22 protein-coding genes are annotated in these 25,751 nt (G+C 44.1%); 13 read left to right on the top strand and 9 right to left on the bottom strand.

Annotation, left to right across the window (positions count from 1 at the left end; translation table 11 throughout):
• Window positions 1-120: 120 nt before the first annotated feature.
• A complete protein-coding gene (locus tag SSCH_RS14600; protein ID WP_044666116.1) occupies window positions 121-996 on the bottom strand; it encodes a DUF1002 domain-containing protein in 876 nt (291 codons plus the stop codon).
• A gap of 787 nt (window positions 997-1,783) precedes the next feature.
• On the opposite strand from SSCH_RS14600, the gene SSCH_RS14590 reads away from it, so the two are divergent.
• From SSCH_RS14590 to srtB, 3 genes are all read left to right on the top strand, one after another.
• The gene (locus tag SSCH_RS14590; protein ID WP_044666114.1) at window positions 1,784-2,956 is read left to right on the top strand and encodes an SAM-dependent methyltransferase; all 1,173 of its coding nucleotides are present in this window, start codon (window positions 1,784-1,786) and stop codon (window positions 2,954-2,956) included.
• A 504-nt stretch (window positions 2,957-3,460) separates the two neighbouring features.
• On the top strand, window positions 3,461-4,486 hold the full coding sequence (locus SSCH_RS14585; protein WP_044666113.1) for an NAD/NADP octopine/nopaline dehydrogenase family protein: 1,026 nt from the start codon (window positions 3,461-3,463) through the stop codon (window positions 4,484-4,486).
• A 175-nt stretch (window positions 4,487-4,661) separates the two neighbouring features.
• Window positions 4,662-5,405, top strand: a complete 744-nt coding sequence (gene srtB, locus SSCH_RS14580; protein WP_084711223.1) for a class B sortase — start codon at window positions 4,662-4,664, stop codon at window positions 5,403-5,405.
• 468 nt (window positions 5,406-5,873) lie between these two features.
• Here srtB and SSCH_RS14575 read toward each other — a convergent pair whose 3' ends face one another.
• From SSCH_RS14575 to mscL, 3 genes are all read right to left on the bottom strand, one after another.
• Window positions 5,874-6,413, bottom strand: a complete 540-nt coding sequence (locus SSCH_RS14575) for a zinc ribbon domain-containing protein (protein WP_044666111.1) — start codon at window positions 6,411-6,413, stop codon at window positions 5,874-5,876.
• A gap of 530 nt (window positions 6,414-6,943) precedes the next feature.
• On the bottom strand, window positions 6,944-7,102 hold the full coding sequence (locus SSCH_RS18495) for a hypothetical protein (protein WP_156972336.1): 159 nt from the start codon (window positions 7,100-7,102) through the stop codon (window positions 6,944-6,946).
• Window positions 7,103-7,498: a large-conductance mechanosensitive channel protein MscL gene (mscL, locus tag SSCH_RS14570; protein WP_044666110.1), complete on the bottom strand. Its 396-nt coding sequence runs from the start codon at window positions 7,496-7,498 to the stop codon at window positions 7,103-7,105.
• A gap of 208 nt (window positions 7,499-7,706) precedes the next feature.
• On the opposite strand from mscL, the gene SSCH_RS17020 reads away from it, so the two are divergent.
• Both SSCH_RS17020 and SSCH_RS17015 read left to right on the top strand, forming a co-directional pair.
• A complete protein-coding gene (locus tag SSCH_RS17020) occupies window positions 7,707-9,245 on the top strand; it encodes a sensor domain-containing diguanylate cyclase (protein ID WP_232294512.1) in 1,539 nt (512 codons plus the stop codon).
• Window positions 9,223-10,044, top strand: a complete 822-nt coding sequence (locus SSCH_RS17015) for an HD-GYP domain-containing protein (RefSeq protein WP_052835708.1) — start codon at window positions 9,223-9,225, stop codon at window positions 10,042-10,044. The genes SSCH_RS17020 and SSCH_RS17015 overlap by 23 nt, the downstream gene beginning before the upstream one ends.
• Window positions 10,045-10,116: 72 nt before the next feature.
• Here SSCH_RS17015 and SSCH_RS14560 read toward each other — a convergent pair whose 3' ends face one another.
• Together SSCH_RS14560 and SSCH_RS14555 are read right to left on the bottom strand one after the other, a co-directional pair.
• Entirely contained in the window at window positions 10,117-10,668 is a 552-nt protein-coding gene (locus tag SSCH_RS14560) for a hypothetical protein (RefSeq protein WP_044666109.1), read from the bottom strand.
• Window positions 10,669-11,030: 362 nt separating this feature from the next.
• The gene (locus SSCH_RS14555; protein WP_044666108.1) at window positions 11,031-11,291 is read right to left on the bottom strand and encodes a hypothetical protein; all 261 of its coding nucleotides are present in this window, start codon (window positions 11,289-11,291) and stop codon (window positions 11,031-11,033) included.
• 30 nt (window positions 11,292-11,321) lie between these two features.
• Between SSCH_RS14555 and SSCH_RS14550 the strand changes: the two genes are divergently transcribed.
• Window positions 11,322-12,554, top strand: coding sequence for a putative manganese transporter (locus SSCH_RS14550; RefSeq protein WP_044666107.1), 1,233 nt, complete (start codon window positions 11,322-11,324; stop codon window positions 12,552-12,554).
• Between the two features lie 131 nt (window positions 12,555-12,685).
• Window positions 12,686-13,132: a peptidylprolyl isomerase gene (locus tag SSCH_RS14545; RefSeq protein WP_044666106.1), complete on the top strand. Its 447-nt coding sequence runs from the start codon at window positions 12,686-12,688 to the stop codon at window positions 13,130-13,132.
• A gap of 331 nt (window positions 13,133-13,463) precedes the next feature.
• Here the strand turns inward: SSCH_RS14545 and SSCH_RS14540 are convergent, their stop codons facing one another.
• Window positions 13,464-13,895 carry a hypothetical protein gene (locus SSCH_RS14540; RefSeq protein WP_052835707.1) on the bottom strand — a complete coding sequence of 144 codons (432 nt, stop codon included), beginning with the start codon at window positions 13,893-13,895 and terminating at the stop codon, window positions 13,464-13,466.
• A 646-nt stretch (window positions 13,896-14,541) separates the two neighbouring features.
• On the opposite strand from SSCH_RS14540, the gene SSCH_RS14535 reads away from it, so the two are divergent.
• A complete protein-coding gene (locus SSCH_RS14535) occupies window positions 14,542-14,754 on the top strand; it encodes a DUF6199 family natural product biosynthesis protein (RefSeq protein WP_198142523.1) in 213 nt (70 codons plus the stop codon).
• A 222-nt stretch (window positions 14,755-14,976) separates the two neighbouring features.
• Here the strand turns inward: SSCH_RS14535 and SSCH_RS17810 are convergent, their stop codons facing one another.
• Window positions 14,977-15,729, bottom strand: a complete 753-nt coding sequence (locus tag SSCH_RS17810) for a CAP domain-containing protein (RefSeq protein WP_084711222.1) — start codon at window positions 15,727-15,729, stop codon at window positions 14,977-14,979.
• A 421-nt stretch (window positions 15,730-16,150) separates the two neighbouring features.
• Here SSCH_RS17810 and SSCH_RS14525 point away from each other — a divergent pair, with 421 nt between their 5' ends.
• From SSCH_RS14525 to SSCH_RS14510, 4 genes are read left to right on the top strand one after another with little or no spacing between them, the layout of a single operon-like run.
• Window positions 16,151-18,598, top strand: a complete 2,448-nt coding sequence (locus tag SSCH_RS14525; protein ID WP_156972334.1) for a hypothetical protein — start codon at window positions 16,151-16,153, stop codon at window positions 18,596-18,598.
• Complete coding sequence (locus SSCH_RS14520; protein ID WP_156972333.1) at window positions 18,549-22,286, top strand: ATP-binding protein; 3,738 nt, start codon at window positions 18,549-18,551, stop codon at window positions 22,284-22,286. Before SSCH_RS14525 ends, SSCH_RS14520 begins: the two co-directional genes overlap by 50 nt.
• Window positions 22,283-23,338 (top strand): hypothetical protein, encoded by a 1,056-nt coding sequence (locus SSCH_RS14515; RefSeq protein ID WP_044666102.1) that lies wholly within the window; start codon window positions 22,283-22,285, stop codon window positions 23,336-23,338. Before SSCH_RS14520 ends, SSCH_RS14515 begins: the two co-directional genes overlap by 4 nt.
• Window positions 23,335-23,628: a hypothetical protein gene (locus SSCH_RS14510; RefSeq protein ID WP_044666101.1), complete on the top strand. Its 294-nt coding sequence runs from the start codon at window positions 23,335-23,337 to the stop codon at window positions 23,626-23,628. The genes SSCH_RS14515 and SSCH_RS14510 overlap by 4 nt, the downstream gene beginning before the upstream one ends.
• Before the next feature lie 12 nt (window positions 23,629-23,640).
• Here SSCH_RS14510 and SSCH_RS14505 read toward each other — a convergent pair whose 3' ends face one another.
• Window positions 23,641-24,453 (bottom strand): SPL family radical SAM protein, encoded by an 813-nt coding sequence (locus SSCH_RS14505; RefSeq protein ID WP_044666100.1) that lies wholly within the window; start codon window positions 24,451-24,453, stop codon window positions 23,641-23,643.
• A gap of 551 nt (window positions 24,454-25,004) precedes the next feature.
• Here SSCH_RS14505 and SSCH_RS14500 point away from each other — a divergent pair.
• Entirely contained in the window at window positions 25,005-25,508 is a 504-nt protein-coding gene (locus SSCH_RS14500) for a zinc ribbon domain-containing protein (RefSeq protein WP_044666099.1), read from the top strand.
• The last annotated feature ends 243 nt before the right edge of the window (window positions 25,509-25,751 follow it).

Raw genomic sequence — 25,751 nt, 5'->3', positions numbered from 1 at the left:
TCGTCGTTTTACCCAACCTGCATGATGACAACCTACATTCTACATGGTGACAACCTGCATGATGACAGTCACCAGGAAATACTGATCTACATATCCCTGAATCTATAATTACTCAATTACTCAAGCCTGACCCCGTATCTTATCTTTTATCCAGTTGAAAAAGTTCTGTAAGCTGTTTGCTATTTTCTCAAGGATACCCTGGTTGTCTTTTACGGCCTTTTTGATATCATCAACGCTTTTATTGATATTCTCTAGCTGTTTGCTAATTTTGTTCAGGTTAAGATCCAGCCGGCTGATTTTCTGCATCAATTCCATAATCCTTTGAATCTGTGCATCGGTAAGCTCAATGTTATGCTCGTCTGCGATTCGTTTTATCACTTCGATAATATCGTCTGGGTTTTTGACCTTTTTCTTTACGACTTCTTCTTTGACATCCCGCATAAAATCTGCCGCCTGCTCCTGGCCGATTTCTTCTCCCAGATCTATGGTGACCACGAGTTCTTCGTTAGCGGTTTTTTTGGCATCTTCGTCAAGTTTTTTGCCGGAGGCCTGTTCAAAAGCCTTTGTGATGCCGGTAAGAGCAGAGGCTCCGGATACCTGGAAAGGAGCTGTTACGACTACATCTGCATCCTCGATACCCGCAGTTACCATAACATTGGCGTACATCTCTTTGGTTACCCAGGCTATGTTGTAGGTCTTGACACTGATTCCGTGTCCCTTGGACACCAGAGTAATATGTGCTGAAGAGTAAGCTGTGGTTCCTAACTGTTTTTCCGGTACCAGGCCGGATAGATACTGCCTCATCTCCTGGTTGGTTACCTTGATGATCTTGACGTCATTTTTATCAACACCGAAGAAGTCAAGTATTTCTCGTTCCTGCTGTGGTGTCAGATCTGCCCCCAGGCTGACTACTTCCTGGGCACCGGCCATAGCTGCCAAGGGAAAGATGACCATTAAAAACCCCGCCATTACTATGATGGATATCAGTTTTCTCATAAAGAACACCCCTTTATAGGTTAATAAAAGCTAATTGACCTGAATAAATGTATGCGCTGTTCTATGATTATATCACTAAATGGGGTCAGGCTTGAGTAATTTACTTTCTGCCTGGGGCAGGTATTAAGATTACAGCGTTTTTGTTTGTGATGGCTGGCACTGGGAGTGTAAAATCAGACATTCAGATAATACAATTAAGATAGTCGTAGGTACAGTTGAGTCACCAAAAAAAGGAGACTTGCTGATACACCGAATTAATCAATTGGTTCATTCAAGGTTGAACCTTGGGTATTCTAGGGATGGGTAGGCCAGGTTTCTTTTGCTCGCTGGGGCTGTGTTTAACAGACTACGCAAACCTTAGGGAAAATGGTGGGAGGCGCCCTGGTTACTAACGGCTCCTGTGGTCTACGACAATAATTTCCGTTATGGGGGGCTAATGTTCTTTGGGGGAAGGCTCTTGGGCAGAAGCGGCCAAATAATATCTGGCCTGATTGGTGACTGTCACCATTTTTTGCTGAATTTGTATATACAGGTTGCAGTCTCAGGTGCCTGGTGCATCCAGGTGCCCTGCGAGAGTAGACCTGATGTCTGTCTGTTTTTTTGTGCCAAAATTGCTGTAGACTGCCGGGGGAAGGCTTTGACAAGGCAGGAATATCAATACTATGATAGAAACAAACAGTAAGGAAGAACTGGTAGGTTTTGTCTCGGTGCTGCCGTGTTTAGGGTATGTCTTACTACTAATTGTGTATCGATTGTTCTGATTTAAGATCAGGGAAAGGAGCAGATTATGCAGAAGTTTTTTCTCAACAAGCTGTTTGGACGCATTGAAGGTGGGTCTTTTGCTGTGAAGTACTGGGACGGCAGTGTGGAGCATTTTGGGGAAGGTGAGAGCAAATTTACTCTTATTCTGAATAAGCCCCTTCCGGAAAAGGAGATCATTAATGACCCGGCTCTGTTTTTCGGTGAAGCGTACATGGGCGGGGATATCGATTATGAAGGGGATCTGCGCGCTATTTTAGACCTGGTTTTTAAGAATAAGGACATGTTTGAAAAAGAAAGCAAAGTGTTGGGGGCAATCTCGAAATTAATCCCCAAGTCGCCGAACCGCAATAGAAAAGACATCAAGTATCATTATGATATTGGTAATGATTTTTACGGCTTGTGGCTGGATGAAAGCATGACTTATTCCTGTGCCTATTTTGAGCAGCCGGATAATTCGCTGTACCAGGCGCAGATGAACAAGGTCGATTATTTATTAAAAAAGCTGAACCTGAAAGAGGGGCAGGCCTTGCTGGATATCGGCAGCGGTTGGGGTGAGCTGATTATCCGTGCCGCCAAGCAGTATGGGGTCAAGAGCTTGGGGGTAACTCTCAGTGAAGAACAGGTTGCCAAAAGCAAGCAGCGAATAAAAGATGAGGGTTTGGAAGGCCAGGTGGATGTAAAGCTTCAGGATTATCGTGAACTGGCTTCTTCGGGGGTTCAGTTTGACCGGCTGGTGAGTGTGGGGATGTTGGAACATGTAGGCCGGGCGAATATACCTGATTTTACAGCTGCGGCGGATTCTTTGCTAAAAGATGGGGGAGTATTTGTGCTCCACACGATCACCAAACAGGTAGAATCGGAAAGCAACGCCTGGATGGAGCGCTATATTTTCCCGGGGGGTTATATACCTTCGATAAGGGAGCTGGTGGCCACACTGCCGGAGCATGATTTTTATATCAAGGATATGGAAAGTTTGCGGCTGCATTATGCCAGGACCCTGAAGTTCTGGGCGGATGCTTTCGAAAAGAATCTGGATGCTGTGCGCAAGAAGTTTGATGAGCCCTTTATTCGCATGTGGCAGGTTTATCTGAATTCATGTATCTACGGCTTCCGCTACCGTGTGGTGGATCTCCATCAATTTATTCTGGAGAAGGGGATCAATAATGAGCTGCCCATGACGAGGCACTATCTGTATTAAGCCGCAGCAACCGGTGCTCCGGGGCTGCTATCGGGTGGCACTACCTACTTGGAGATGACCACTGGGGCCACTGTTTTGTCTATACATATTCACCAAAATGGTGACAGTCACCAAATGGGCTAACTTGTATATACAAATTCGGTAATTTGGTGTTCGGCAAAATGGTGACAGTCACCATGTGGGCCCTATGTGGACCAAATTATGATATGATCAATACTGGATGGACAGGTTTTGGCCATGCGCTCTCCATAATGGATTTCTTCTGCTTTCTATCCAACCGTTTTGAGCCAATCCGGGATAACCTATCTACTAGATTTCTACTAGATTTCTAAGCAGAACCTTATTATATCTGTATCTGACAAGGGGGTTAGGGTGTTCCCCAAAGTAGTAATAGACGCATAATACAAATGTAATTTGCTAGATTAGAAATGGAGGCTATCACCAATTAATATCACAATTATAGGGACAGGGCATGGTGGCTGCGCTGCGGCAGCATACTATGCAATGCGAGGTTTTAATGTCACTTTATTAAAAATGGGGAGTAATATTCATGAAAGTAATTTTGAAAAGCTTGCACAGACAAAAGAAATCCGCCTGGAGGGAGTTATGGGGGAAGGAGTATATCCGCTAATCGATGTAACTCGAGATGTGGAAGGGGCGCTGAAGGATGCGGATGTCATCCTTGTTTTTTATGTTTCTCTCTTCCACGGGCATCTAGCTCGGGTATTAGCGCCCTTTTTTAAGGATGGCCAAGTTGTTTATATCTCTCCAGGTTATGTAGGTAGTATATTGTTTCGAAATGCTGTGAACAATGCTAATAATAAAGCGAAAGTGTTATTTGTAGAAGGTGAAACACTACTGTTTTCATCCCGCATAATAAAACCGGGTACTGTATGTATTTTTTCATCGAATTATGGCCATCCGATAGCTGCTTTAGGAGAGCACTGTTTTCAAAAAATCGTTAAAGCTCTGCCACCGGTTCCAGGCAAATGGATAGAAAGAAATAATGTATTTGAAATAGCTTTACATAATCCCAATCTGATAATGCATACAGTCGGCATTACAATGAATGCGGGGTGTATTGAGTCTTCGGCGGGCTCTTTTTCAATGTATGCTGAAGGGTTTACACCGTCAATATGGAAAATTGTAAATAAACTGGACGATGAAAAAATGGCTGTGTTAAAAGGCATTGGAGCAAAGCCGCGGTCGTATTTTGAGGAATTTCTGGTTAGGACATTTGAAAATTCTGACGACTATACCATCGAGGAAGGTTTTGAGTTATATGCAGAGAGCGTTAAGGACTTAAAAACTTCCACTGTGGATAATCGCTACATTACCGAAGATGTCCCAAAAGGCTTAGGTTTACTGCACGTGTTGGGTGCCAATCTCAATATCCCTACTCCGGTATGCGATTCCATAATCACATTAGCGGGTGTAATAAATAGTACGGATTATTTTAAAGAAATCGATGATTTTTGGGATATTGAGTTCAATAATACAGATGAGCTTTTCCAATTATTGAATGAATAGACACTGCCGGGGTGAGGCTTGCTTTATTGCTTTTGGCCCGGGATGGTGAAGGGAGCGGTTAGCGACTCGGTCATAACTTGTCTATACATATTCGGCAAAATGGTGACAGTCACCAAATGGGCTAACTTGTCTATACATATTCGGCAATTTGGTGACAGTCCCCAAGCGGAGGGCCATGATGAAGCACCGGGAGAAGATAAAGGTAATTTTGATTATTTTGTTGTCTGCTGTATTGATTTACAGTGGTGTAAACATCGGCAGCTATCTTTATGATGGTTATTCCAGCAGGGCTCTTAATGAGGGATTGAGGAAAGAATACCATCAACTGCGGTGTGCCGACCCGGCCGATCCAGGCGATCCGGGCGACCCGACCGATCCGTTTAAGAGTCTGTTAGGGATGAACAAAGATGTGGTTGGCTGGATCAAGATACCGGGTACGGAAATTGATTATCCTGTTGTGCAAACTGAAGATAATGAGTTCTATTTGAAACATAACCTTAAAAAGGAAAGGTCCTCACGGGGCTCCATATTCATGGATTACAGAAACTCCAATGATGAAAAGGACCATAATACGATTATATATGGCCATAATATGAAGGACGGTTGTATGTTTGCCGGCCTTTCCGCCTACAAAGACCGCTCTTTTTATGCTGATCACGCCTTTATTGAATATGATTCGCTCCAACAGCCTATGAGGTGGCAGATTTTTTCGGTATATCTTACTGAGCCAAACAGCGATTTTTTACAGGTTTCCTTTATTAATGATGTGGAATATGCACAGTATTTGGATATGGTTAAGAGCAGGTCAAAATATGAGACTGATGTCAAAGTAACTAAAGATGATAAGATATTGACTCTTGTGACCTGTTCTTATGAGTTTAAAAATGCCAGGCTTGTGATTCATGCTAAGAGGGTATAAAAGGCCGAAAACGCCGTTTTTTATGGTAAAGTAAGCTGTTACTGCTGATGGCCGACTTGTAGATGTTGATTCAATTCTGGGTAAGTCCTTTCATTGTTTATTTCCCTCTCCTACAGTGTTGGTGCCAACAATCCGAAATAACCTGAAAATAGATGCCCGATGCCGGAAGTTGGGGGTCGGAAGCTGTGAAGAATCTGTCCTTTGCTGGTTTCTCAACGTTCAGCGTCAGCCTCTGTTTTCATTTTCTGAGGTATTGCCATAAAGAGGCATGAGCGTCTATCCATTATATTTCAGTAGATAATGGCAAGATGGTAACAGTCACCTAATGGGCTAACTTGTCTATACATATTCGGCAAAATGGTGACGCAAAATGGTGACAGTCACCATGTGGGCTCCGAGTTCTCCATTTGGGTGTTACTGGTTGCCAGAGGGCAGTACCGCCTGTTCATGAACCTGACTTTCCACCCCTTATAGATACTCCATGTCCACAATTCTCCAACCCTTGTTAAATTTTTTCAACAAAAATTTAACCATTTCGGGTTCAGGCTCGTCGCTGTCAGGATAATCTACTACAGCAGCAACCAATATTTCCGCTTCATTGCCATCTATTTCTTTGGATAAGATTTTGTGATCATTAATTGAAAAAGCCTGTAAGTAATTAAGCTCCCTGGCTTGTTCATCAGCCTCAAGCTCTTTAAAGTGATTTTCAACCTCTGGCTCAAGACAGGACATAATTCTATCGATATCGTTATTGTTAATTGCTTTTATGTATCTGGTTACAGTATGTTGTGGTTGAGGCTTATAACATATAAAAATCAAAAGAATACTAACGGCAGCAATAATAACTCCTATAATTATTTTTGATGGCACATTATTTATGGAGTGTAAGCTGGCCTGTGTTTTTTCTGATGCACTGCTGTGTTGATCTTCAAAGTCAAATGGATTTCCGCAAACAGTACAAAAAGAATTTTGTTGGTCTACATCGCTGCCGCATTTTGGACAGAACATAGTTGCCCTCCTTTAAATATTAGATAATTTACGTGCAATATCGACATCGTTTTACATAATAATGCATACTTTTCTTATTAGGCATTGTTTGCTTAGTTTCCTGCAGGTGGAATTATAATCCAGCACCGGAGTGTTATTTGTGTGTTTGAACCACGCTTAGTTTCCTACAGGTGGAATTATCATCTGGCATCGAACAGTATGTTGGCACTTCCTCCTATTCTTAGTTTCCTACAGGTGGAATTATCATAGCGGTGATTCCTAGATTCCCGGGAACACGTAACGAGGAGGGTATAAATCCGTATAAATATTGGAAAGTGACATCGTTATGTGATTTTATCATAACGATGGTTTTTAAAGGCAGCTGAGGCTTTAAACCCTTGATTTTATTGGTTTTAGCTGGATTCTCGTTATGAATCGGCGGGAATCCAGGGTGATTAGCGTAGATCCATCCCTTCGATATAAAAAAGCCTGACCTCCGGTATATCCCCGGGGCCAGGCTTGCTTTTCTGCTTTATGCTTCTAAGTGCCGGTCATCTTTTTCCGATCATCCAACCTCTGGCATTTCCGACCTCTATTCCCACTTCCAACCTCCCGCTTCTCACCTCTATTTTAGCCAGGCTTGCTTTTTTGCTTTTAAGATAGCGGGGGTCCATTTTTTCTCTGATCTCTAACTTCCGACAAAGTTGCACTTATTTATCCTTAAGCAAATCACGTATTTCTTGAAGCAGGATTTCTTCATTGCTGGGTTCCGGAGGAATGGGTTCAGGCTCCGGTTCTTTTTTCTTTAGGGATGATACTAATTTAACAAACAGAAAAATGGAGAATGAAATGATCAGAAAATCAATAACTGACTGGATAAAGGCGCCGTACATGAAGGCTACTTCTGCAGCATTTCCACTCGCCGGAGTGATCACATATTTTAAATCAGTGAAGTTAATTCCCCCGATGAGGATACTCAATAACGGCATCAGAATATCATTTACTAATGAAGTAACTATTTTTCCAAATGCACCACCGATGATCACACCAACTGCGAGGTCGATCACTGGACCTCTTACGGCAAACTCCTTGAATTCTTTTAACATAATAATACCTGCCCCTCTGACTTAGTTAATAAATGCAGACATCCTATCAAGGACTGCAGTTATTTGTAATATGATTTTATAGCAACAGGTAAATTAATATCAATAGAAAAAAATACACACAGCGTCGGCTTGAGCATCCCCAGTCTGAATTACCCCAACCTGTATATACAGATCTGGCATTTTGGTGACAGTCACCATTTAGGCTAACTTGTATATACATATTTGGCAAAATGGTGACTGTCACCACTTAGCACAAACTGTGCCAACTAATTGGCATTGCCAAATCGCGAAGAAGTGTTTTCGATTATTTAGATGGTACAATTTATATAGTGATGATAAGATAAATATATGGCTATATTGGAAATATTGTAGAAAAATACAACATCAAGGGTGTGTAATTGTTATGGGGCTTATTCAGAATAAGCTTAACGAAAAGGACTATAAGGGGCTTGTAGACAACGCATCCTATCTTATTCAGTGTGTTGACAGTGACGGAAAATTCATCTATGTCAACAAAACTTGGAAAGAAAAGCTTGGTTACGCAAATGAAGATATCGGTAACCTTTTTTTATGGGATATTATTCACTCGCAGTCAAAAGAACACTGTCAGAAAGTCTTCCAGCAGGTAATATCAGGCGGGGAAATTGATGCTGTCGAAGCTGTTTTTCAGACGAAAAATGGCAAGGCCTTATATGTTGAGGGTAGCGCAAATTGTAGGTTTGATGATGCAGGTAATTTTGTCAGCACCCGGGGTATATTTCGTGATATCACCGATCGAAAGCAGATGGAAGAAAAATTACAAGAAAGCGAGAAAAATTTCAGGGTCTTTTTTGAAACAATGAATGATCTGATTTTTGTCAATGATGAACAAGGAAAAATAGTTTTTATCAATAGTGCAGTGACTAAAATACTTGGTTATACTCTCGAAGAGTTGAACAATATTCACCTGTTGGAGGTTTATCCAAAGAGCGAGCGGAAAGAGGCTGAACAGATATTTGAAGAGATATTTGCCGGAAAAAGAGATACCTGTCCTTTGCCGCTGGCGACAAAAAGCGGCAGGTTTTTACCTGTAGAAACACGGATTTGGCGTGGAAAATGGGATGGTGAAGATTGTATTTTTAGCGTTTCCAAAGACTTATCAACAGAACAGGAAGCATTGCAAAAATTCAACAGGCTTTTTGTGAGTAATCCTGCACTGATGGCGGTAAGTATGATGCCTGAAGGGGTCATTACAGAGGTCAATGATATTTTTCTTGAAAAAATAGGTTATTCCAGGGATGAGATCACAGGTAAAACGGCTGAAGAATTAAATCTATTTTATTTTCATAAACAGGAAAAAAAGAAGGAATTTGCTGAAGAACTGCAAAAAACCGGTAAGGTTCGCGACTTCGAACTAAAAATAAAAACCAAAAATGGACAGATGTTAAATGGTTTGTATTCTGGAGAAATTATCGAAAGCCAGGGGAAAGAGTATTTTTTAGCGGTAATTATGGACATCACAAAGCGTAAACAAGCTGAAGAAAAAATCGAATACTTAAGCTTTCATGATGATCTCACGGGTTTATATAATCGCAGGTTCATAAAAGAAGAGATTGAAAGGCTGGACACGAAAAGGAATCTGCCTTTTACCATCATGGTTTTAGATGTAAATGGACTAAAATTGACGAACGATGCTTTTGGACACGAAATGGGAGACCGGTTGCTAAAAAAAAGTGGCCGATATCATGAAAAAAGTATGCAGGGCTGATGAAATAATCGGTAGGGTCGGTGGAGACGAGTTTGCTATACTGCTTCCGGAGACAGACGAAATAAAGGCAAAAATAATCAAGAAAAGAATCATTGATACAGCTGCAACAACCATGTTGGATTCCATTGTCGTGTCTTTGGCCATTGGCTACGCTGTCAAAGAAAGTGCGGACCAGGATATTAAAGAAATACACATCCAGGCTGAAAACCGTATGTACAAAGATAAGCTGAGATATAGAAAAAGAGTTAAAAGCCAAACCATTGAAAGTTTCATTAACAGTATTAATACCAAATATGGCAGAGAACGAATTCATGTGGAAAGGGTATCTCGGTATTGTGAGGCTATGGGTAAGGCCATGAAGTTCAATGAAAAAGAAATGAATGACATAAAAACAGCGGCTTTGCTGCATGATATCGGGAAGATCATTGTGCCGGCAGAACTTTTAAATAAAAACCGTAAACTATCCAAAAAAGAATTTGAAGTGTATAAAAGACATCCTGAGGCAGGTTATCAGATTCTTAAATCGGTGGATGAATACGCAGGGTTGGCTGAATATGTTCTATATCATCATGAACGATGGGATGGAAAAGGGTACCCGGAAGGCTTAAAAGGAGAGGAGATCCCTTTGATATCGAGGATTATTTCTGTGGCCGATGCCTATGAAGTTATGACCGCTCAAGAAGCTTATCAAAAAACCGAAAATAAGGAAAAAGCCATAGCAGAGCTTAAGAACTGCGCGGGAAGCCGGTTTGATCCCGATGTCGTCAAAGTGTTTGTTTCTTTGTGGGGTCAGGCTTGAGTAATTGAGTTATTTACTCTCCTGCGCGGGATTTTACTTTGGCTGTGCCTTTGTCCGGACTGCTAAATTGCCTTAAATGCTAGTAAGGATCTCAAGAATTGCCTCTTTGCGTTCTGATTTTCTCCGTTCATATTCTTGCCGGCACAACTTAGCCTTGTTTACTGGGAGTGAATTTGCACGCAGCTCAGATTCAAACTTCTGCAAAATGGTATTAATTTCGTTGTCGCACTTCGTTTTCAACTTCAGACCCTCTGTGATGTAAGGGAAAGCCATCTGTATAGATATTTTTCCCCCCTCTTGTTGAGCTTTAGTGTAATCTTCCCAGGCGGTATTTGCCAGGTTGTTCAATTCTTTTTCGTAATCTTGGGCAGTATTCAACAGTTGGGCAGTATAGCGGGCTTCGATCTCTTCCTGCAAAACTGTCCTATTCTTTTCTCTTGATTCATCATACATCTTTTCTGCAGCATCAATTTGTTCTTCAACCTGAGGTATGGGTTTTACTTGTTGCTGGGTCGGTGGTGTTTCTAAATTTGGATATCCTGTTTTGAGTATTCCCCAATGCCAGGCCGCAGCAACTGCAGCGATTAACACAAATAACGATGCTGCAACTTTGAAATGTTGCATCCAATATCACCCTTCTGCTTGCTGCTATCATCCTATAACAAAGTATCCTGTGCTAGTTGTTTCGACTCAGTAATTGTGCTTATAGGCTATTCTTACCAATAGAGAGGCTTCTGATTCAGTATGGAATCAGGGTGGCTCAGAGGTGGAACAATACTAATAATCTGTTGAAAACTAATAGTGTCGTGATGTCTGGCCTCTTCGGCTTTCTGGGGGACGGTTCATGCTGTATACTAGATGAGTGTTATGTTCGGGAGCAGATGATTACAATGCCTGGCGGCCTGGCGAATTCATTCTCCCCAGACTATGGCAGGGAATGTCGAGATTGGTCTAGAATTAGTAGAAGGTTTGTTTTAGGCAGACCACTATTGCCCAGGGATTGCCCAGGCGGCATCAGCAGATAATAAAAACAGATGTGATGTTAGATTTAAGGCCGTTAGATCCGTTGTTTGGATGTTCTTGTACTCTTCCGGCAGGCTTCCGATCTCCAGTTCCCAACCTCCATTCGGGAACGCCAATGCCGTCCAGGCCGGCGCAAGCAGGGGATGAACAGAGGCTGAAGTCAGGAATGTCACAGAATAAGCGTAAGGCAGTTCTGCGGTCTTCCGATTTCCGACCTCAGGCATCTGACATCCAATTCAGGTAGGAGAAGCAGTATGGCTAGTGATATATGGGAAATCATTTTGACTTGTGCGGAAAGTTCTTTTATTGAGGTTACTGTCTTCGTTGGGGGTATTCTCTTATTATTCGGCTACATCAATTTTAAGCAGCAGGGTGATTTTCAACAGACTATTGAAAGATCAAAGAAATACCAACCCCTGTTTGGCGCATTGTTGGGGATTGTCCCCGGCTGCGGGGGTTCAATTTTTTTAATGCCGCTCTATGTTAAGGGTACTGTTACTTTTGGTGCGGTTATGGCTACTTTGATTGCTACTGCAGGTGATACGGCTTTTGTTATCTTGACTCAGGTTCCAAAGGAATTTGTGATAGTTACCGCAATCTGTTTTGTTGTAGGCGTTATTACGGGCTATATTGTAGATTACTTCAAGATAGGGGATTGGGTACAGAGAACGTCAGCAATAAAGGGTATAAATAATTTAAATGGAGCGCATAGAGAGGCGGAAGCTTATTTAAACGGGGTGTACTGTGAGCATCCTAACGCCTGTCGTTCCAGTATGCTGAAGCACATTGGGCATCAAGAGGGAGATAGCATAGATTTAATCCTCCATCATCAGAAACCCGAGGATCCCCGTAGATTGCGGTATAAGATTACCCACAACGCGTATATCGTATTTTGGGTTATTGTGGCCGCAGGATTTGTGCTGGGGTTTCTGGATTTATTTAGGATAGATCTCGGTGCACTTTTGGGACGCCCTTATCTAAGTGTTATTGTGGGCGGTGTGGGTACCATTGTTACTCTGTTGTATGTGATTGTTTCGCAGAGGCTAATCAAGGCCCAAAGTCATGAAGATGTAGAACATAAATTGTTTTCTCTGAAAGAAACGCTTGTTCATAATGCACAGGAAACTGCTCTTGTAGGAACCTGGGTGTTTGCGGCTTATCTGGTTTATGAGGTGGGTGTCTATTTTGCAGGGGGAACCGAGGTAGTAGCGGCAGCCATGACTTCGGCAGGCCTGGCCTCAGTTATTTTGGGGGTTTTGTTAGGAATGGTTCCAGGTTGTGGGCCTCAAGTAATTTTTGTGTCCCTGTACTTAAAGGGAATGTTCCCCTTTGCGGCATTGCTGGCCAACACTATTTCTCAAGATGGAGATGCCCTCTTTCCCTTGTTCGCAATGCATCCTAAGTCTGCATTATTGGGCACTGTGCTGAGCACCATTCCGGCACTTATTGTGGGACTGCTTGCCTTCTGGATATGGGGTCAGGCTTGAGTAATTTACTTTGGCCACTGCATAACATGCTGGACAGGGGTGCTAACTGGGTCAAGCCGGCTTTATTGTTTCCGGTTGATGTGAGATATTAATTCAAAGGTTATTCAGTACTTACTTTAAGGAGGAAAACAATGTCCGAAAATCAGAATCAGGAAAAAGTGCCACATAATGTTACCATCGACACAGCTAAGGGCCAGATCGTGCTTGAAGTTTACCCTGACTTGATGCCGATCACTGTGGCCAACTTCGACAAGTTGGTGCAGTCCGGTTTTTACAACGGGCTCAAGTTCCACCGGGTCGAAGACTGGGTGATCCAGGGGGGCGACCCGAAGGGCAACGGCACCGGCGGTCCCGGCTGGTCGATCAAGCTGGAGACCAATCCGCAGCTGAGGAATGTGCGGGGGGCGGTTGCCATGGCCAGGGCTATGGATCCCGACTCCGCCGGCTCACAGTTTTACATCCTCAAAAAGGATGCTTCCTGGCTCGATGGGCAGTATGCCGTCTTTGGCAAGGTAACAGAGGGAATGGATGTGGTCGACCAGATCAAAACAGGCGACCAGATGCAGACGGTAAAATAACGGGGTAAAATAACGGGGTCAGGCTTGAGTAATTTACTTTCTGCCTGGGGTGGCATGGGTGACCGATGGGGGTGGGCAACCTACAGGTTGATCAAGGGGACAGTTCTCTTGATCCATGTTGGAACTGGTGATGGACAGGTTTTGCTTTTTAGGAACGTCTAATGTCTATATGCTTTGATTTTGCCCTCTCCAGGGAATATTACCTGATGAAGTTTCTAGAACGGGCGGCGACTCCGCTAAGAGGACCGGCTTATCAATCGGAACGTTGCCTCAAGGAGTCTCTGGAACAAGCGGGGATTCCGCTAAGATGTCCCACTTATCAAGAGGAACGTTACCTGAAGGAGTCTTTGGAACCGTGGAATGTGACCGCGCTATTCCGTAGTATTTTTGATAAAAGAATCAGTATAAGGCCAATGATAAAAAAGATAATATGCAATACATTAATCATATATAACATGTAACACTGTATGATAATCCACAGACAAAGGATTACTCCAAAACCCCCACTTATATATGGTTGATATTTATTTTTAAATTTTGCAGTAATAAATGCAGTTATATTGCCAAGCCCCAGCACAACGAATAAAAAAATACCCGGTATCAAAAAGTCTGTAAAGGGGCCATTTTGCAATGCCTCTGAAGCTGTTATTCCGACTGCACTCCCACTGGGGCTCAATATTGCTGCCATTCCCCCAAATAATGCTCCAATACCGACAAAAATATGGATTATCCCCAAAACTTTTAACGGTTTTAAGGTGCTCACCGCTTTCTATAGTTATACAAAATAACTTTCATCCTTCAGCAGATCATACTTTTTTATTGTGATTATTGCAACTGAAATAACCGGCCAGGTTTCATTTGGCTGGACTTTGCCTGGGACCAGGCTTGTTTTTTGCTTTCGGCATTACTGGATTGGTAGAGATAACCCTCGAAGATGCCCCCCCCAACCATCACCCAGTTAATCCCAGGTGACTGTCGCTGTCTGCTTTTTTTCGCTGGCTAGGTAATGGGGAAAATTGATCGGGGCGGGAACTATCAAGTTAGGTTCAGTGAATAGTAGCAGAAAACTAATGGTTAAAGATAACCACCCGCACTAAACCCTTGGAGTTCACTGATAACAGGGACGTTAAGCGCAGCAGGCGAGACAGCGGCTGCCCGATCCGCAAAATTAAAATCTACCGCTGATTCAGGTGTTTTAGTACCGGATCAGCGGTTTTTTATTTTCCGCATAAAAGGATTAGACCTGCTGGTTGAGGCTCACATGCTTAAGCCCAGGATAGATAAGTTTTACTAAGGTATATATTTATGGAGGATTTTCTTATAATTTGTCGAATAAGATAATCTAGGTATAAGAATGGGAACAAGAACCATTTTTTATTGAGAGCTTATTAGCAAGATATTAGCAAGATATGTTGAAAAAAGAAGGAGATAAAATGTTATTATTTAAAATTATTATTAGTATTCTTGCATTTATTGGATTTTTTAATCCCGAGCTTGCTTGGAGAATGGGTGAAGGTTGGAAATATAAAAATGTTGAACCAAGCGAAAGTTATTTGAAAGCATCAAGAATAGGAGCAATAGCTGTTTTAATAATTGTATGGTTGTTTTTCCCAAATGGGTAGTTTTGTTTAGTATCTAACCCCGCCGGTTTTTCGACTGCATAAGTGCCCGCATTTTACTGCTTCTTCTTTTACTTGCTTTATATAATCTTGATTTGTGACCATCCAAACTTCGCTGCAGTTATATGGGTTTCCCGCTCACCCTATCAAGAACCTGAAGGGGGTTCCTCTTCTATTGTCTTATCCACTTCTTCTTCCTGCTGCCTTCTTGCTTCTTCTCTGGCCTTAATTTGTACGATTACTATTGACACCTACAAATAGCTGGGTAAACATTCTTTTGTATGGGCCGCCGTGGGCAGCGCCAACGCCAATATGGGTGAAGTCGGGGTGCAGAATATTGGCGCGGTGGCCTGGGGAGTTCATTAAGCCATTATGTGCTATTTCTACCCTATAAGCGCCGGCAAGGTTTTCACCTGCACAGAGATAAGGTATACCAGCGATGCTGATCATGCGTGATGGCTCCCCATAAGTAGGAGAAGTGTGATCAAAATAATCATAGTCGATCATGTCCTGACTCTTTAAGCGTGCCAGGTACACCAATCGGTTGTCTATTGCCAAAGGCTGCAAACCGGCTTTTTGGCGCTCCTGGTTTACTAAATTGATCATTTTCAGTTCTTCGGCTGTAGGTGTAACAGACTGTACTTGGATTGTGGATACCAGTTTTGGCGTTGGCTTTGGTTGTTGTGGCTGCTGTTGTGGTTGTTTTTCTGATTCAGAGGAAGGGCGTTGAGGCTGTTGTGATTGTTCTTTATCTAATTCTAAAGCAGAGTCCGGTTCAGCAGTTAGCGCCGGATTGTGTTGTTCGGTTATCGGCGGATTATAATAGTCCTGCACTTCCCCTAAAACGATGATTGATAACAAAACCAGTAAAACTACAGTTAAAAAGGCAGGGAGATTAGGTCTCTCATAATTCATAAAAACCAGGCAACAGAAACCCCGTGCATAAATCTCGATGGGAGTTGCCGCCCCTCCTTTCATACAGCATGATCCCGTACTTTCCGGTGTTGGCTTTGCACAGCTCTCAGCTCTATCCACCAATTAATGCAAAACCAATGACGCTGTATTTATAATCTAACATATTTTGCTAGATAGGTCGATGTTTTTTTGGTGACTGTCACCAAATAGCCAGGGTTGTCTATACAAGTTACGCCTTTTGGTGACTGTCACCATTTTGGTGAATATGTATAGACAAGTTGTGGGTTTTGTGGCATTACACAGAGAAATAATAACGGACCCCGAAGAAGCATAATCAACTCCCGGTTTACTTCAGGTAATTGGCACTGTAAGCAGGCAGGAATTGTTACATTATTGTCGAAATATCCCATGAATAAACTGGTCACAAATACTTTATTAGGGGTTAATTGAAACCTATACCAAAGGGGGGGGCGAGCTTTTGATCATGACAGATAATCAATTTATTGACTGGTATGTTGATACGTTAACAATTAAAGAAGTTATAGCAGCATTGAAGGCTGTAGAAATAAAGGTCAACAAGAAGAAAAATGCTTATGATATGCTCAAGAGTGCCTGGAAAAAGGGGCCTAATAGTTTACAGGTAGCAATATCTGCTTATTTTGATGAACAGCACAAGGAAGCCAGGGAAGAGATTAATAGTAAATCCCGGGATGAATGTCGTAATGAACTCAATGATTTGGTAACAAGGTTTGGTGTCAAATCGATGGTTTTTGTTTTGATCATCAATTCTGACAGATTTAAGAAGGAAATAGGTTATCAGCTGGTTAACGAGCGCGGAGATGAGGTAGAACCGGTTGAGGATGACGGAGATGATGATTTTGAAGCAGGAGATGAGGCAATACAGGATGGAAACGGGAGCGAGGGTGACATTCTTAATAAATTAGAAGAGATTGCTGATGTGTTTCACGGGGGTCAAATAATTGAGGATGTTGAGAAAATAGATGCGGCAGTTAACAGTCTATTAAAATCATGGCAGGATTTCAAAAAGCATCGGTCTCAAAGACAAGAATACCTGTCGGAGATAAGCAACTATTTGAAGCAGCTTAAGGAACATAATACAGTGCTGGAGTATTTTCTAGTAATACCGGGGTTTCCTTTGGAAGTCGAGCTTTATAAAAATGTCGTTCCCTCTGATTATGCCGAAGTGAAGGGGCTCTTGAATGATGTTTATGCAATTTGTCAGGAAGCCGGTTTGCTGTTGGCGAAAGAGGGCAGCAATATCAAAACGGCCAAGCAGCTCACATGTCTTGACGAACAACTTAAACAGAAATACAAGTTACTGGACAACATTTTGGAACAGCCGGAACAGTCGGAGCAGCCGGAGCAGCCGGAGCAGCCGGAGCAGCCGGAGCAGCCGGAGCAACCGGAGCAAAAACAACTGGAGGGCATAGAAGACGAGTGTACTGTAGACATCGAATCCGATGAAGGCTCAAAATCGCTAGAGTGTCAGACGGAAGGGGTTTTTGTTGCGGAAGATGAGGATAAACCAGGGGATATTCAAAAGGCGGCTTTATCTGACGAAGATGTTGATAGTGCTTCAGTTGAATGGTGCAAACCGGGGGATCTCCACATTATAGAGGACGTAAGGATGCCGGATGATATACAAACGGAGATATCTTGCGCTGAGGAAGAAGAACGTGTCCCGGAGCAGCTGGCTGAACCGCCGTCCGAGGAGCCGAAAACAGAGGAACCGAAGCTGGCAGAACCACCGCCTGAGGAGCCGAAAACAGAGAAATCGAAGCTGGCAGAACCGCCGCCTGAGGAGCCGAAAACAGAGGAACTGACAATAGATGAACCGCAACTTGATGAGCCGATACCGGAAGAACTGCATCTAGCAGAGCTGACACCCGATGATCCATCACCTACCACTTTAGCCCGCGCTGTGTCTGAAAAAACCTATGCTGCAGAAGTTGCCCGAGTGGCTGCTGACGCTGAAACGGCTGCCACAGTGGCAGTGGTTGAACCTACCATAACAATTGAGGCGAAGGAAACTAAAGCAGTTCTTTCTGATGCTGAAAGGTGCCTCTGGGAAGCCATTCAAGATGGTGATCTTGCTACTGCTTATTGGCTGACGCGGGAGATGGAAGGTGGTTTGCAGCCACCGGTTCCTTCCTGGCTTTTGCTGTCTGCTTTTCTTGGTAAAGAGGCATCCTGGAGCGAGATAGAAGAAAAAGATCATCTCTATCATATCTGCATGAAACACTCAGATCACCTTGATGTTCTCTCCGAACAGATGGATATATCTGAGCGGGATCTGGCACTGCTTCTTGCGGCTGCTGTCCTGCGCCCCACTCTTTTTGCACCTGAAACCTTTGCTGGCTCCTGGGTCGAAAAAGCGCTATCCCTGGTGAATAATCCCGCTGATCCCTTTTCAGAACTGATGCAGACTGTTTTGGATTTTTACCTGCATGGCAAATCGCTGGATCGCAAGCTGCACTGGCAGGCAGTTCATAGCATCGATTGGCGAGAACGAGCGAAGTCTGTCTCAAAAGAGGTGGCAGCCTGGAGAGACGAGGTCGCGGCCAAAAGAATAATCTTTGGACCGGCAACAGAGACGCTGCGCACACTGGCAGGCCCCGATAGTTTAATTAGTGATGCATTGGATGTAGTTATAAAGAATGATTTTGCAAAACATGATACAGTGACCTCTACCCTTAACCGGTATCTAGACAGCAGTAAAAGCATGAGTGAACTTAGACTTCAGACTACTCAGGAACTATATAAGAGAAAGGCCAGGGTGCCGGTTATTGATGGTCAGTCGGTGCAGCAAATCATGAGACCGCTGTATCAACTCCGCAAGTTATTTATTAAATGGTTGGATAGTGTTCAGATTGGTGACATCCAGGAACAAAAAAAACGACTGGTGGTATAAGAAGACTCGGGATTTTCAGCGGACATTTAAAAACTGCTGGGATGCATTCGAGCATGAGCTAACAGGTTATCCTGATCATGAGGTGGGGATTAAGGGAAAGGCGATTCGCTCCTATGCCCTTGGTGTCTTTAACATGCTGCTGGAGGAGTTGGCTGATCCATTAAGCGAACAGGGAATAGAGCAGGAGAGAGACTGGAAACAGGCACTTTCCAGGCCGCTGCTATTGTTGCGCGGTGTGCCCCTTGATGAAGAGGGCTATTTTGATATTGACGGATCCTTGATGACCAAGGATTCCCTTCTTCAAGCTGTTTTGGACAAGCGTTCACTGAAGGATGCTTTAAATGATCACCTTGAGCGCAATGATTTCCGGCTTGCTGAGCTTGTGATCCAAGAACTGCAGGATTCCGGCGATCATCAAGCTGCCGAATTATATCAAGAGTTTGAAGAGCTGGAATCAAGCGCTTGTTTAATGCTCAAGGATAAAATAGACCATACGCGTAATCTGATTGTACAAGCGACCATCGACCATGTTTTAACAGAAGAGCTTCGATCAGAGCTGGAGGGGCAGCTACTTTCCATTGAAGAACAGAAAACCAGGCAGTTTTATCTGTTGTTTCAGGAGTTAGATGAGATCGCCGAAAACATCTCCAACCTGCGGGGAGAACGTCATGAGTCCCTTCGAGATAATATTAAACAGTTATGTTCCGATCTAGATAATAGAGCTGCAATATCGGGTGAGCAAAATAATCTGGTTATTGCCAAAAGGCATCTTGAGCGAAGTGAGGGGGCTCTCCGAAATGGGGATCTTGCTTTAGCTGATGAGTTTGTACACTATGCCGAACGCGCCATTGATACAGGGATGGAAATTGAAGTTGAGGAAGAATCTGATAAGGTAAAATATGTGGAGGAATTTGCGGGTGTGATCAATGGCCTGAATAACTATCTGGAAGCGGAAGAGCATCGAAGCCCACGGGGTTTGGTAGAATCGTTGTCTAAGGGAAAATCCGAGGCTGGTCTTGATATGAAGAGGGTACCCGGTGCGCGCTATAAAGAGATCAAAAGCGGCTTGGATGCCTGGTTAAATATTAAAAGGTACAAGAAAGTGAGGAAAAATGCCGGTCTGCTGGGGGAGCAGTTGAGGAAATTGATGGAGTATGCCGGTTTTCAAAGGCCACAGGTTGAATACAAAGATGGCGGCAGTAAATCTTTCTATTATAAAGCCACAATGTATGCAGGGAAGCTCTCCCCGCTGGCTGACTTTGGTTCACAGCGCAACGGGGTTTACGATATTGTTTTAGTGTATTCTCGGCCGCATGCGGAGACAATAGGTAATATATTACATACATATGGTGTTTTTTCAAATTGCCCCATCGTCATTTTTACTGGCAGGATGAATGTTGTTCAGCGGCGGGAATGGAGCAACTACTGCAGGAGGGAAGGGCTTACCGCCCTGCTGGTAGATGAACTGCTTCTCTACTATCTGGCATCGCAGAGGGAGAGCAGACTGCCTGCGCTTATTTCCTGTGGAGCTGCCTGGGGGTATTTGATTCCCTATCGCTCTTTCGGGGTGATCCCTCCCGAAATTTTTAAAGGGAGGAACCTGATGGTGAAGGAATTAGCCGAACCTGGGGGAAGCTGCATCGTTTACGGTGGCCGGCAGTTCGGCAAGACTGTAATCCTGCATATGGTCCAGCGAGAATATGATAATCCTGAGCGGGAGGTCTCTGTAATTTATGATGATATTAAGCCGCTGGGGGATCCCCAGGGTCATTATCACCCGGAGGATCTTTGGAACCGGCTTAGAGAAATGTTGATCAGAAGAGGTATTTTGTATAAAGGTGTCAGGCACGACCGCGAGCACATTTCCCAGAAAATCATTGAAAAATTGAATAAAAACAAAACGATGCAGGTGATTGTGCTGCTTGATGAGTCTGACAATTTTCTTGCTGCTGATGCCAAACATAACTTCGAAGAGGTTCATGAGTTGCGGCGGATCATGGATCAGACAGAGCGGCGTTTTAAGGTGGTTTTCTGCGGTTTGCATAGTGTTCAGCGCTATTGTTCCGGACAGAATCACCCCTTTGCCCAGATGATGTCGCGCCCCCTGGTTATTGGCCCACTGGAACCCGCTGAGGCTCGTTCGCTCATTACGGAGCCCATGGAGGCTATAGGTTTCTCCTTTGATGGGGATGAATCCAGGGATGCAGTGCTGAGGATCCTTTGTTATACAAATTATCACCCGGCTCTCATACAGTATTTTTGTGGTGAGCTTGTTAAACTGGTGCGGAAGCGGCAGCAGGAACCCCCTTATCAGGTAACTATTACCGATGTTGAAGGCATTTACCGCAGGGAAGATGTCCGCAGTTTTATGCGGGAGCGGTTTAATTGGACACTGGATCTGGATATAAGGTATCAGGTGATGGTTTATTCTATGATCGCCAAACAGTTGCATGATAAGGATGGATACAGGAGGGAGTTTACGGTTTCAGAGGCCCTTGATTGTGCTACCTATTGGTGGTCTCGTGGATTTGCTGCCGTATCGCTGGATGAGGCAAAGGCCTTACTGGATGAACTGATTGGTTTGGGGGTGCTTGTCAAGCGGATCAATGGCAAGTACCGCCTGAAAAATGGTAATGTGGTCAGGGCACTGGGCTCTGAGCAGGAGATCTCTGAGCGCCTGATCAATATGGCTGAACAGCCTGCACCAGATACAGTGGAAGATGCGCGCTGTTACCGCTTAAAACTAAATAGCGAGGAGAGAAGCCCGCTAACTGTACAACAATCAAATGAATTAACTAAGACCTGCTCCGGTGTAGGGATAGTTTTCGGTAGCGCTGCCACCGGTATTACTGCTGTGCCTCACACACTGAAGTTTTTGATGGGCTCTAATTTCAGCGAGAGATGTCAGCCGCTGCCCCCTGACATAGTTACCCTGGACCAGCTGTTCCGCCTGTTTAGCAATTCGATATCTCGAAAACAGGCTGGCAGTGATCTTTTCTATACTTTTGCCAGCGATATTCCGATTCTGGATGCTTCACTTGTGGACACTATTTGTGACACCTCACGGTTTTTATCCAAATACAGCAGGCGCAGCAGCATCGTGCGCTGGGTTCTTATTTTCGATGCCGTTGCTATCCGAAGATGGTTTGAGGAGTCTCCTGAGAACTGGATGGAAGTAGAGAGCCAAATTGATGCTGTGGTTTATTTGATGCGTTGGGACCAAGAGATGATCAAGAAGTATTTGGCTGATCGTGATATTTTAGCTACACCGCTGGTTGTTGAAAAGATATACGAGGTAACAGGCGGTTGGCCGTACCTGTTAAATGAGTTATGGAAACTGATGAAGGATCCTGCAAACATCCAGGATCCACGCAAGCCTGCTGATCTGCTCAAAGAAAGGCTGGCTGATAACGCTGATGGGATTGCAGATGGCTTTCTGGCAGCCCTGGGAGTCGATGAAGTGGAATGTGGCCTGGAAATGGTCAACATGTTCAAGGAGCTGGGTTCCATTTCCCGCAATGAGATTGATGACGGTATCAAGACCTATGGCAATGCTAAACTCCTTGATCTTTCTCGGGAAAAGGTGGGGGTTTCTTTAGAAACACTGCACAGGCTAAATGTGCTGGTTGAAAGTGAAGCGGGACTGGAGGTAGAAGCCATTGCTGCGGGGGTGATCGGGAAAAGATGATAACCCCTGAACAGCTCGAAGAATTTTTATATTTGCCGGAACCCAGGAGAAGATTGAATGAAATTGTGAGCGATCTCTGTGACGGTATAAGTATAATTTGTACTTTACCTGTCCCGATCAAGCAAGATGTTTTTTATTTAGTCATCGCTGAGGAGTGTCGAAAAATTGGTGTGGAGTGTAAAATTTTCGCCTATGACGCCTCTGAGTTATTACCCGAAAACTATATTGCCCAATGTTGTGGGGTAAGGCTTTCTCCCGGTGAACAGGTCAGTATAGAGCAGATCTTTGAAGAGGGTGGGATTGCAGATGTGACCATCATCACCCTCTCTGAACTATCTTCTGATATGGTGAGGCACTGGACGAGGATGTTACGGCAGTGGTCGGCATATGCCCGCACATATCAAGCCAGGACAAAACAGTGTCCCAGGGCACTGATGGTGGTTATCAATCAAGCGGAATTGAGCAGAAGTGTAAAAGATGATGTGTACCTGAAGAGGTATTATTTTTGGGGTTGGATTTCCACTGTGGAACTGCTTTTGGTGGCAAGGAGTATTGCCTGGGAACTGGGGCTTACTCTGGAGGAAAGCCTGTGGGTGGAATCTGTTTTTGTGGAGCTAGCCGGAACAGATCCCGAATTGCTGTTTTGGCTGCTGGATCGCTGTCGTGTGACTGATATTTCCAGTGCGCGGGATCTGATAACGCGGGATATAACAGGGGATGTGATAACGCGGGATCAGATGAACGAACAACTGCTTGCTTTTTGTGAGGAGAAGGGGTGGGCTGAGGAACAAGTCAGTGCTGGTCTTGACACAGGTGGGAACAATAACGAATTCGCCCAGAACCGCCCCCTCGACACCCCCTTCCAGATCTTGACCCTCTGTGGTGTGCAGGGATGGCTAACTGGAATGATAATGATGGTGTGTTCATCCATTCCGCCACCCTTGCCTTGCAGGGGGATACCGCAACCCTTGAACACCGAATTTGGAGAGGACAAGCCAGGGTTCTCCTTCCACTCCTCGATAGAGTCAGACAGGAGATATGCGACTACTTGAACAGGAATTTCAAACAGAAATGGGTCTCCTTTTGTGAAGCCAATAGAAACCCAAACCTCCCCGGCGATGCTTCCTGTCAAAATGGTGTCGCAGAATACAGCGTTATTGTTGACTTTTTTCGGCTGAATGAAAGCAAAAGCAAAGTGCTGAAACAACTGCGCAGACCAGTCGATTATCTGCGCCTGGCAAGAAACAACCTGGCACACTACGAACCCCTGGGTTGGTTACAATTTTCGCAGATGATCAGTGAAGTAAAGAAGGTGGAGAGCTTGGTGACTGTCACCAATTAGCCGTCATCAATACTAGGGTGTTAAATTCGAGTCATACCCATATACAGGCCAGATCTCATCTGCCATGCTGCGCAGTTGCTCCTTGTAATAATAGGGGTCCCGACAAGCTGCCTCAAAAAGAAGACGCAGTTTCGGCCAGTGCCGTTGAATTACCGCTCTCAGATTGGATACAGCCGCCGGGTAAAAATTTAGGGGGTCATAGTGTACTTCCTGGACGCCGGCTGCTGCGGCTTTTTTCAGAATGGACGCCAGGTTTTCATCGGTATCAGCAAGACCTGGCACTACTGGGGAGATGAAAACCCATGTTTTAACTCCTGCTGCGGTAAGGCGGTCGAGTGCATGCAAACGATTTTCAGGTAAAGGTGCCCCAGGCTCAAGTATTTTTGCGGTATATGGGTCTAAGGTGGTAATTGTTAACCCTACTTTCACTTGTGGAAGTTTTTTTAGTATATCCAGGTCTCGAAGCACCAGGTCAGATTTGGTGAGAATATTGATAGCTAGATCGGTGTCAGCGAGCAGTTCTAAACAGGAGCGTGTTAGCCTGTACTTCCGTTCCAGCGGCTGGTAGGGATCAGTAACACTGGAAAGGGTAACACAGCCGTGTTTGCTTTTTCTTAAAGCTGCTTTTAGGCGGTCGACGAAATTCACCTTAACCTGCACAAACGAACCCCATTCCTCCGGGATGTGACAAAACTTCTTCATGAAACTGGCGTAACAGTAAAGGCATCCATGACTGCACCCTGTATATGGGTTAAGACAGTAATCGATTCCCGGAATACCACAGCGGTTCAAAGCACTGCGGCATTCTTTTTCGGTAATCAGCACAAAGGCCTACCCCTTTCACGGTTTATTTTCACCTTCTTATCTTAGCATACTGCTAGCATTACCAGTGACAGCATTAACGGTGACTGTCACCATTTAGCTATTACCAACTAACAACTACAGGTTCACCCCGGTGACTTCTCCGGTGTGACTGTCACAATTTAGCTGAATTTGTATATACAAGTTACGCCTTTGGTGACTGTCACCATTTGGGCAAATATGTATATACAGGTGTATTCAGGTTGTATCTCCCAGGTGCGTGTCACTGCCAGCGTAACCGCCCCAGGTGTGTGTCACTGCCCGCGGTCACCACCAGTGTTACCGCCCCAGGTGCGTGTCATCGCCAACGGTCACCGCCAGTGTTATAGCCTGCTGTTAAGCAACTTCAAAAAGGAATTTCTTGTTTTGCGCCGAATTGTTGATAGTAAGTAACATTAATAGCATTTATTGTTACCAATGGAGTTTATATCAGGATTATCTGGTTGTTGCACAAAGTTTTCATGGTTTAAGTGTTGCTATAAAGTTTGACCGCGGGGAAGATGGGAGTGAAGTAAATGCCGCGGATCATCGGATACCGTTGTCCGATTTGCAAAACAGTCAATCCCACGGAAATAAAATATTGTCTGAAGTGTGGCCAGTGGCTTTTGGATACGATTAACGAAGCGACACCGGTCATCCGCGGCAGCTATTTTAAGAAAACAAGCAATAGCCGCTCCCTTTTAAGCTGGAAAAACATCCTGGTGGCTGTTGTAATAGGCATCATCCTAATTGCTATTTCTTCAACCCGCACCATTACAATGCCAGTTCTGGCTTTCTCCAAGGGTACGCCCGTCGAATCCAAGAACTACACCTGGGATTACCGGGGCAAGTCCTATCAATGGGAGGTCGAAATACCCTTAAGCCTTCTGAATTATGACCGCCAGATTACTAATGATCTTCAGAAGTACCTGAATGCAGGCAAATCTGAACGGCAAGCCATGTACAAGGTGATGCCCAGTGTTCAGAAAAAATATCTCCAGGATGCAATCCAAAAAAAATTACGTTCCTTGGGTAACTGAAAGTAATAATTACCAATTCACTGGCTATATTGCCCAGTGGCTTGACATGCAAGCTGAAAAAGAAAATCTTGATTCGGTTCAGAAAGTCGAATTCGTTCAGAGTTTTGTTGGCGGAGCTATCCCCTATCATCTGGACTTACCGGCTTGCATCGTTTCCAGCCCAAACTTTTAGCTGAGTTCAGGTAAATGTAGTGATAAATCGTTTTTGGCCGCGGCGATCTTGGCCAATATGGGATACAAAGT

The sequence above is a fragment of the Syntrophaceticus schinkii genome (assembly GCF_000946815.1).
Lineage (GTDB): Bacteria > Bacillota > DSM-12270 > Thermacetogeniales > Thermacetogeniaceae > Syntrophaceticus > Syntrophaceticus schinkii.
The sequence above is the reverse complement of the archived record's forward strand: the minus strand, read 5'-3'. Positions and strand labels throughout refer to the sequence as shown.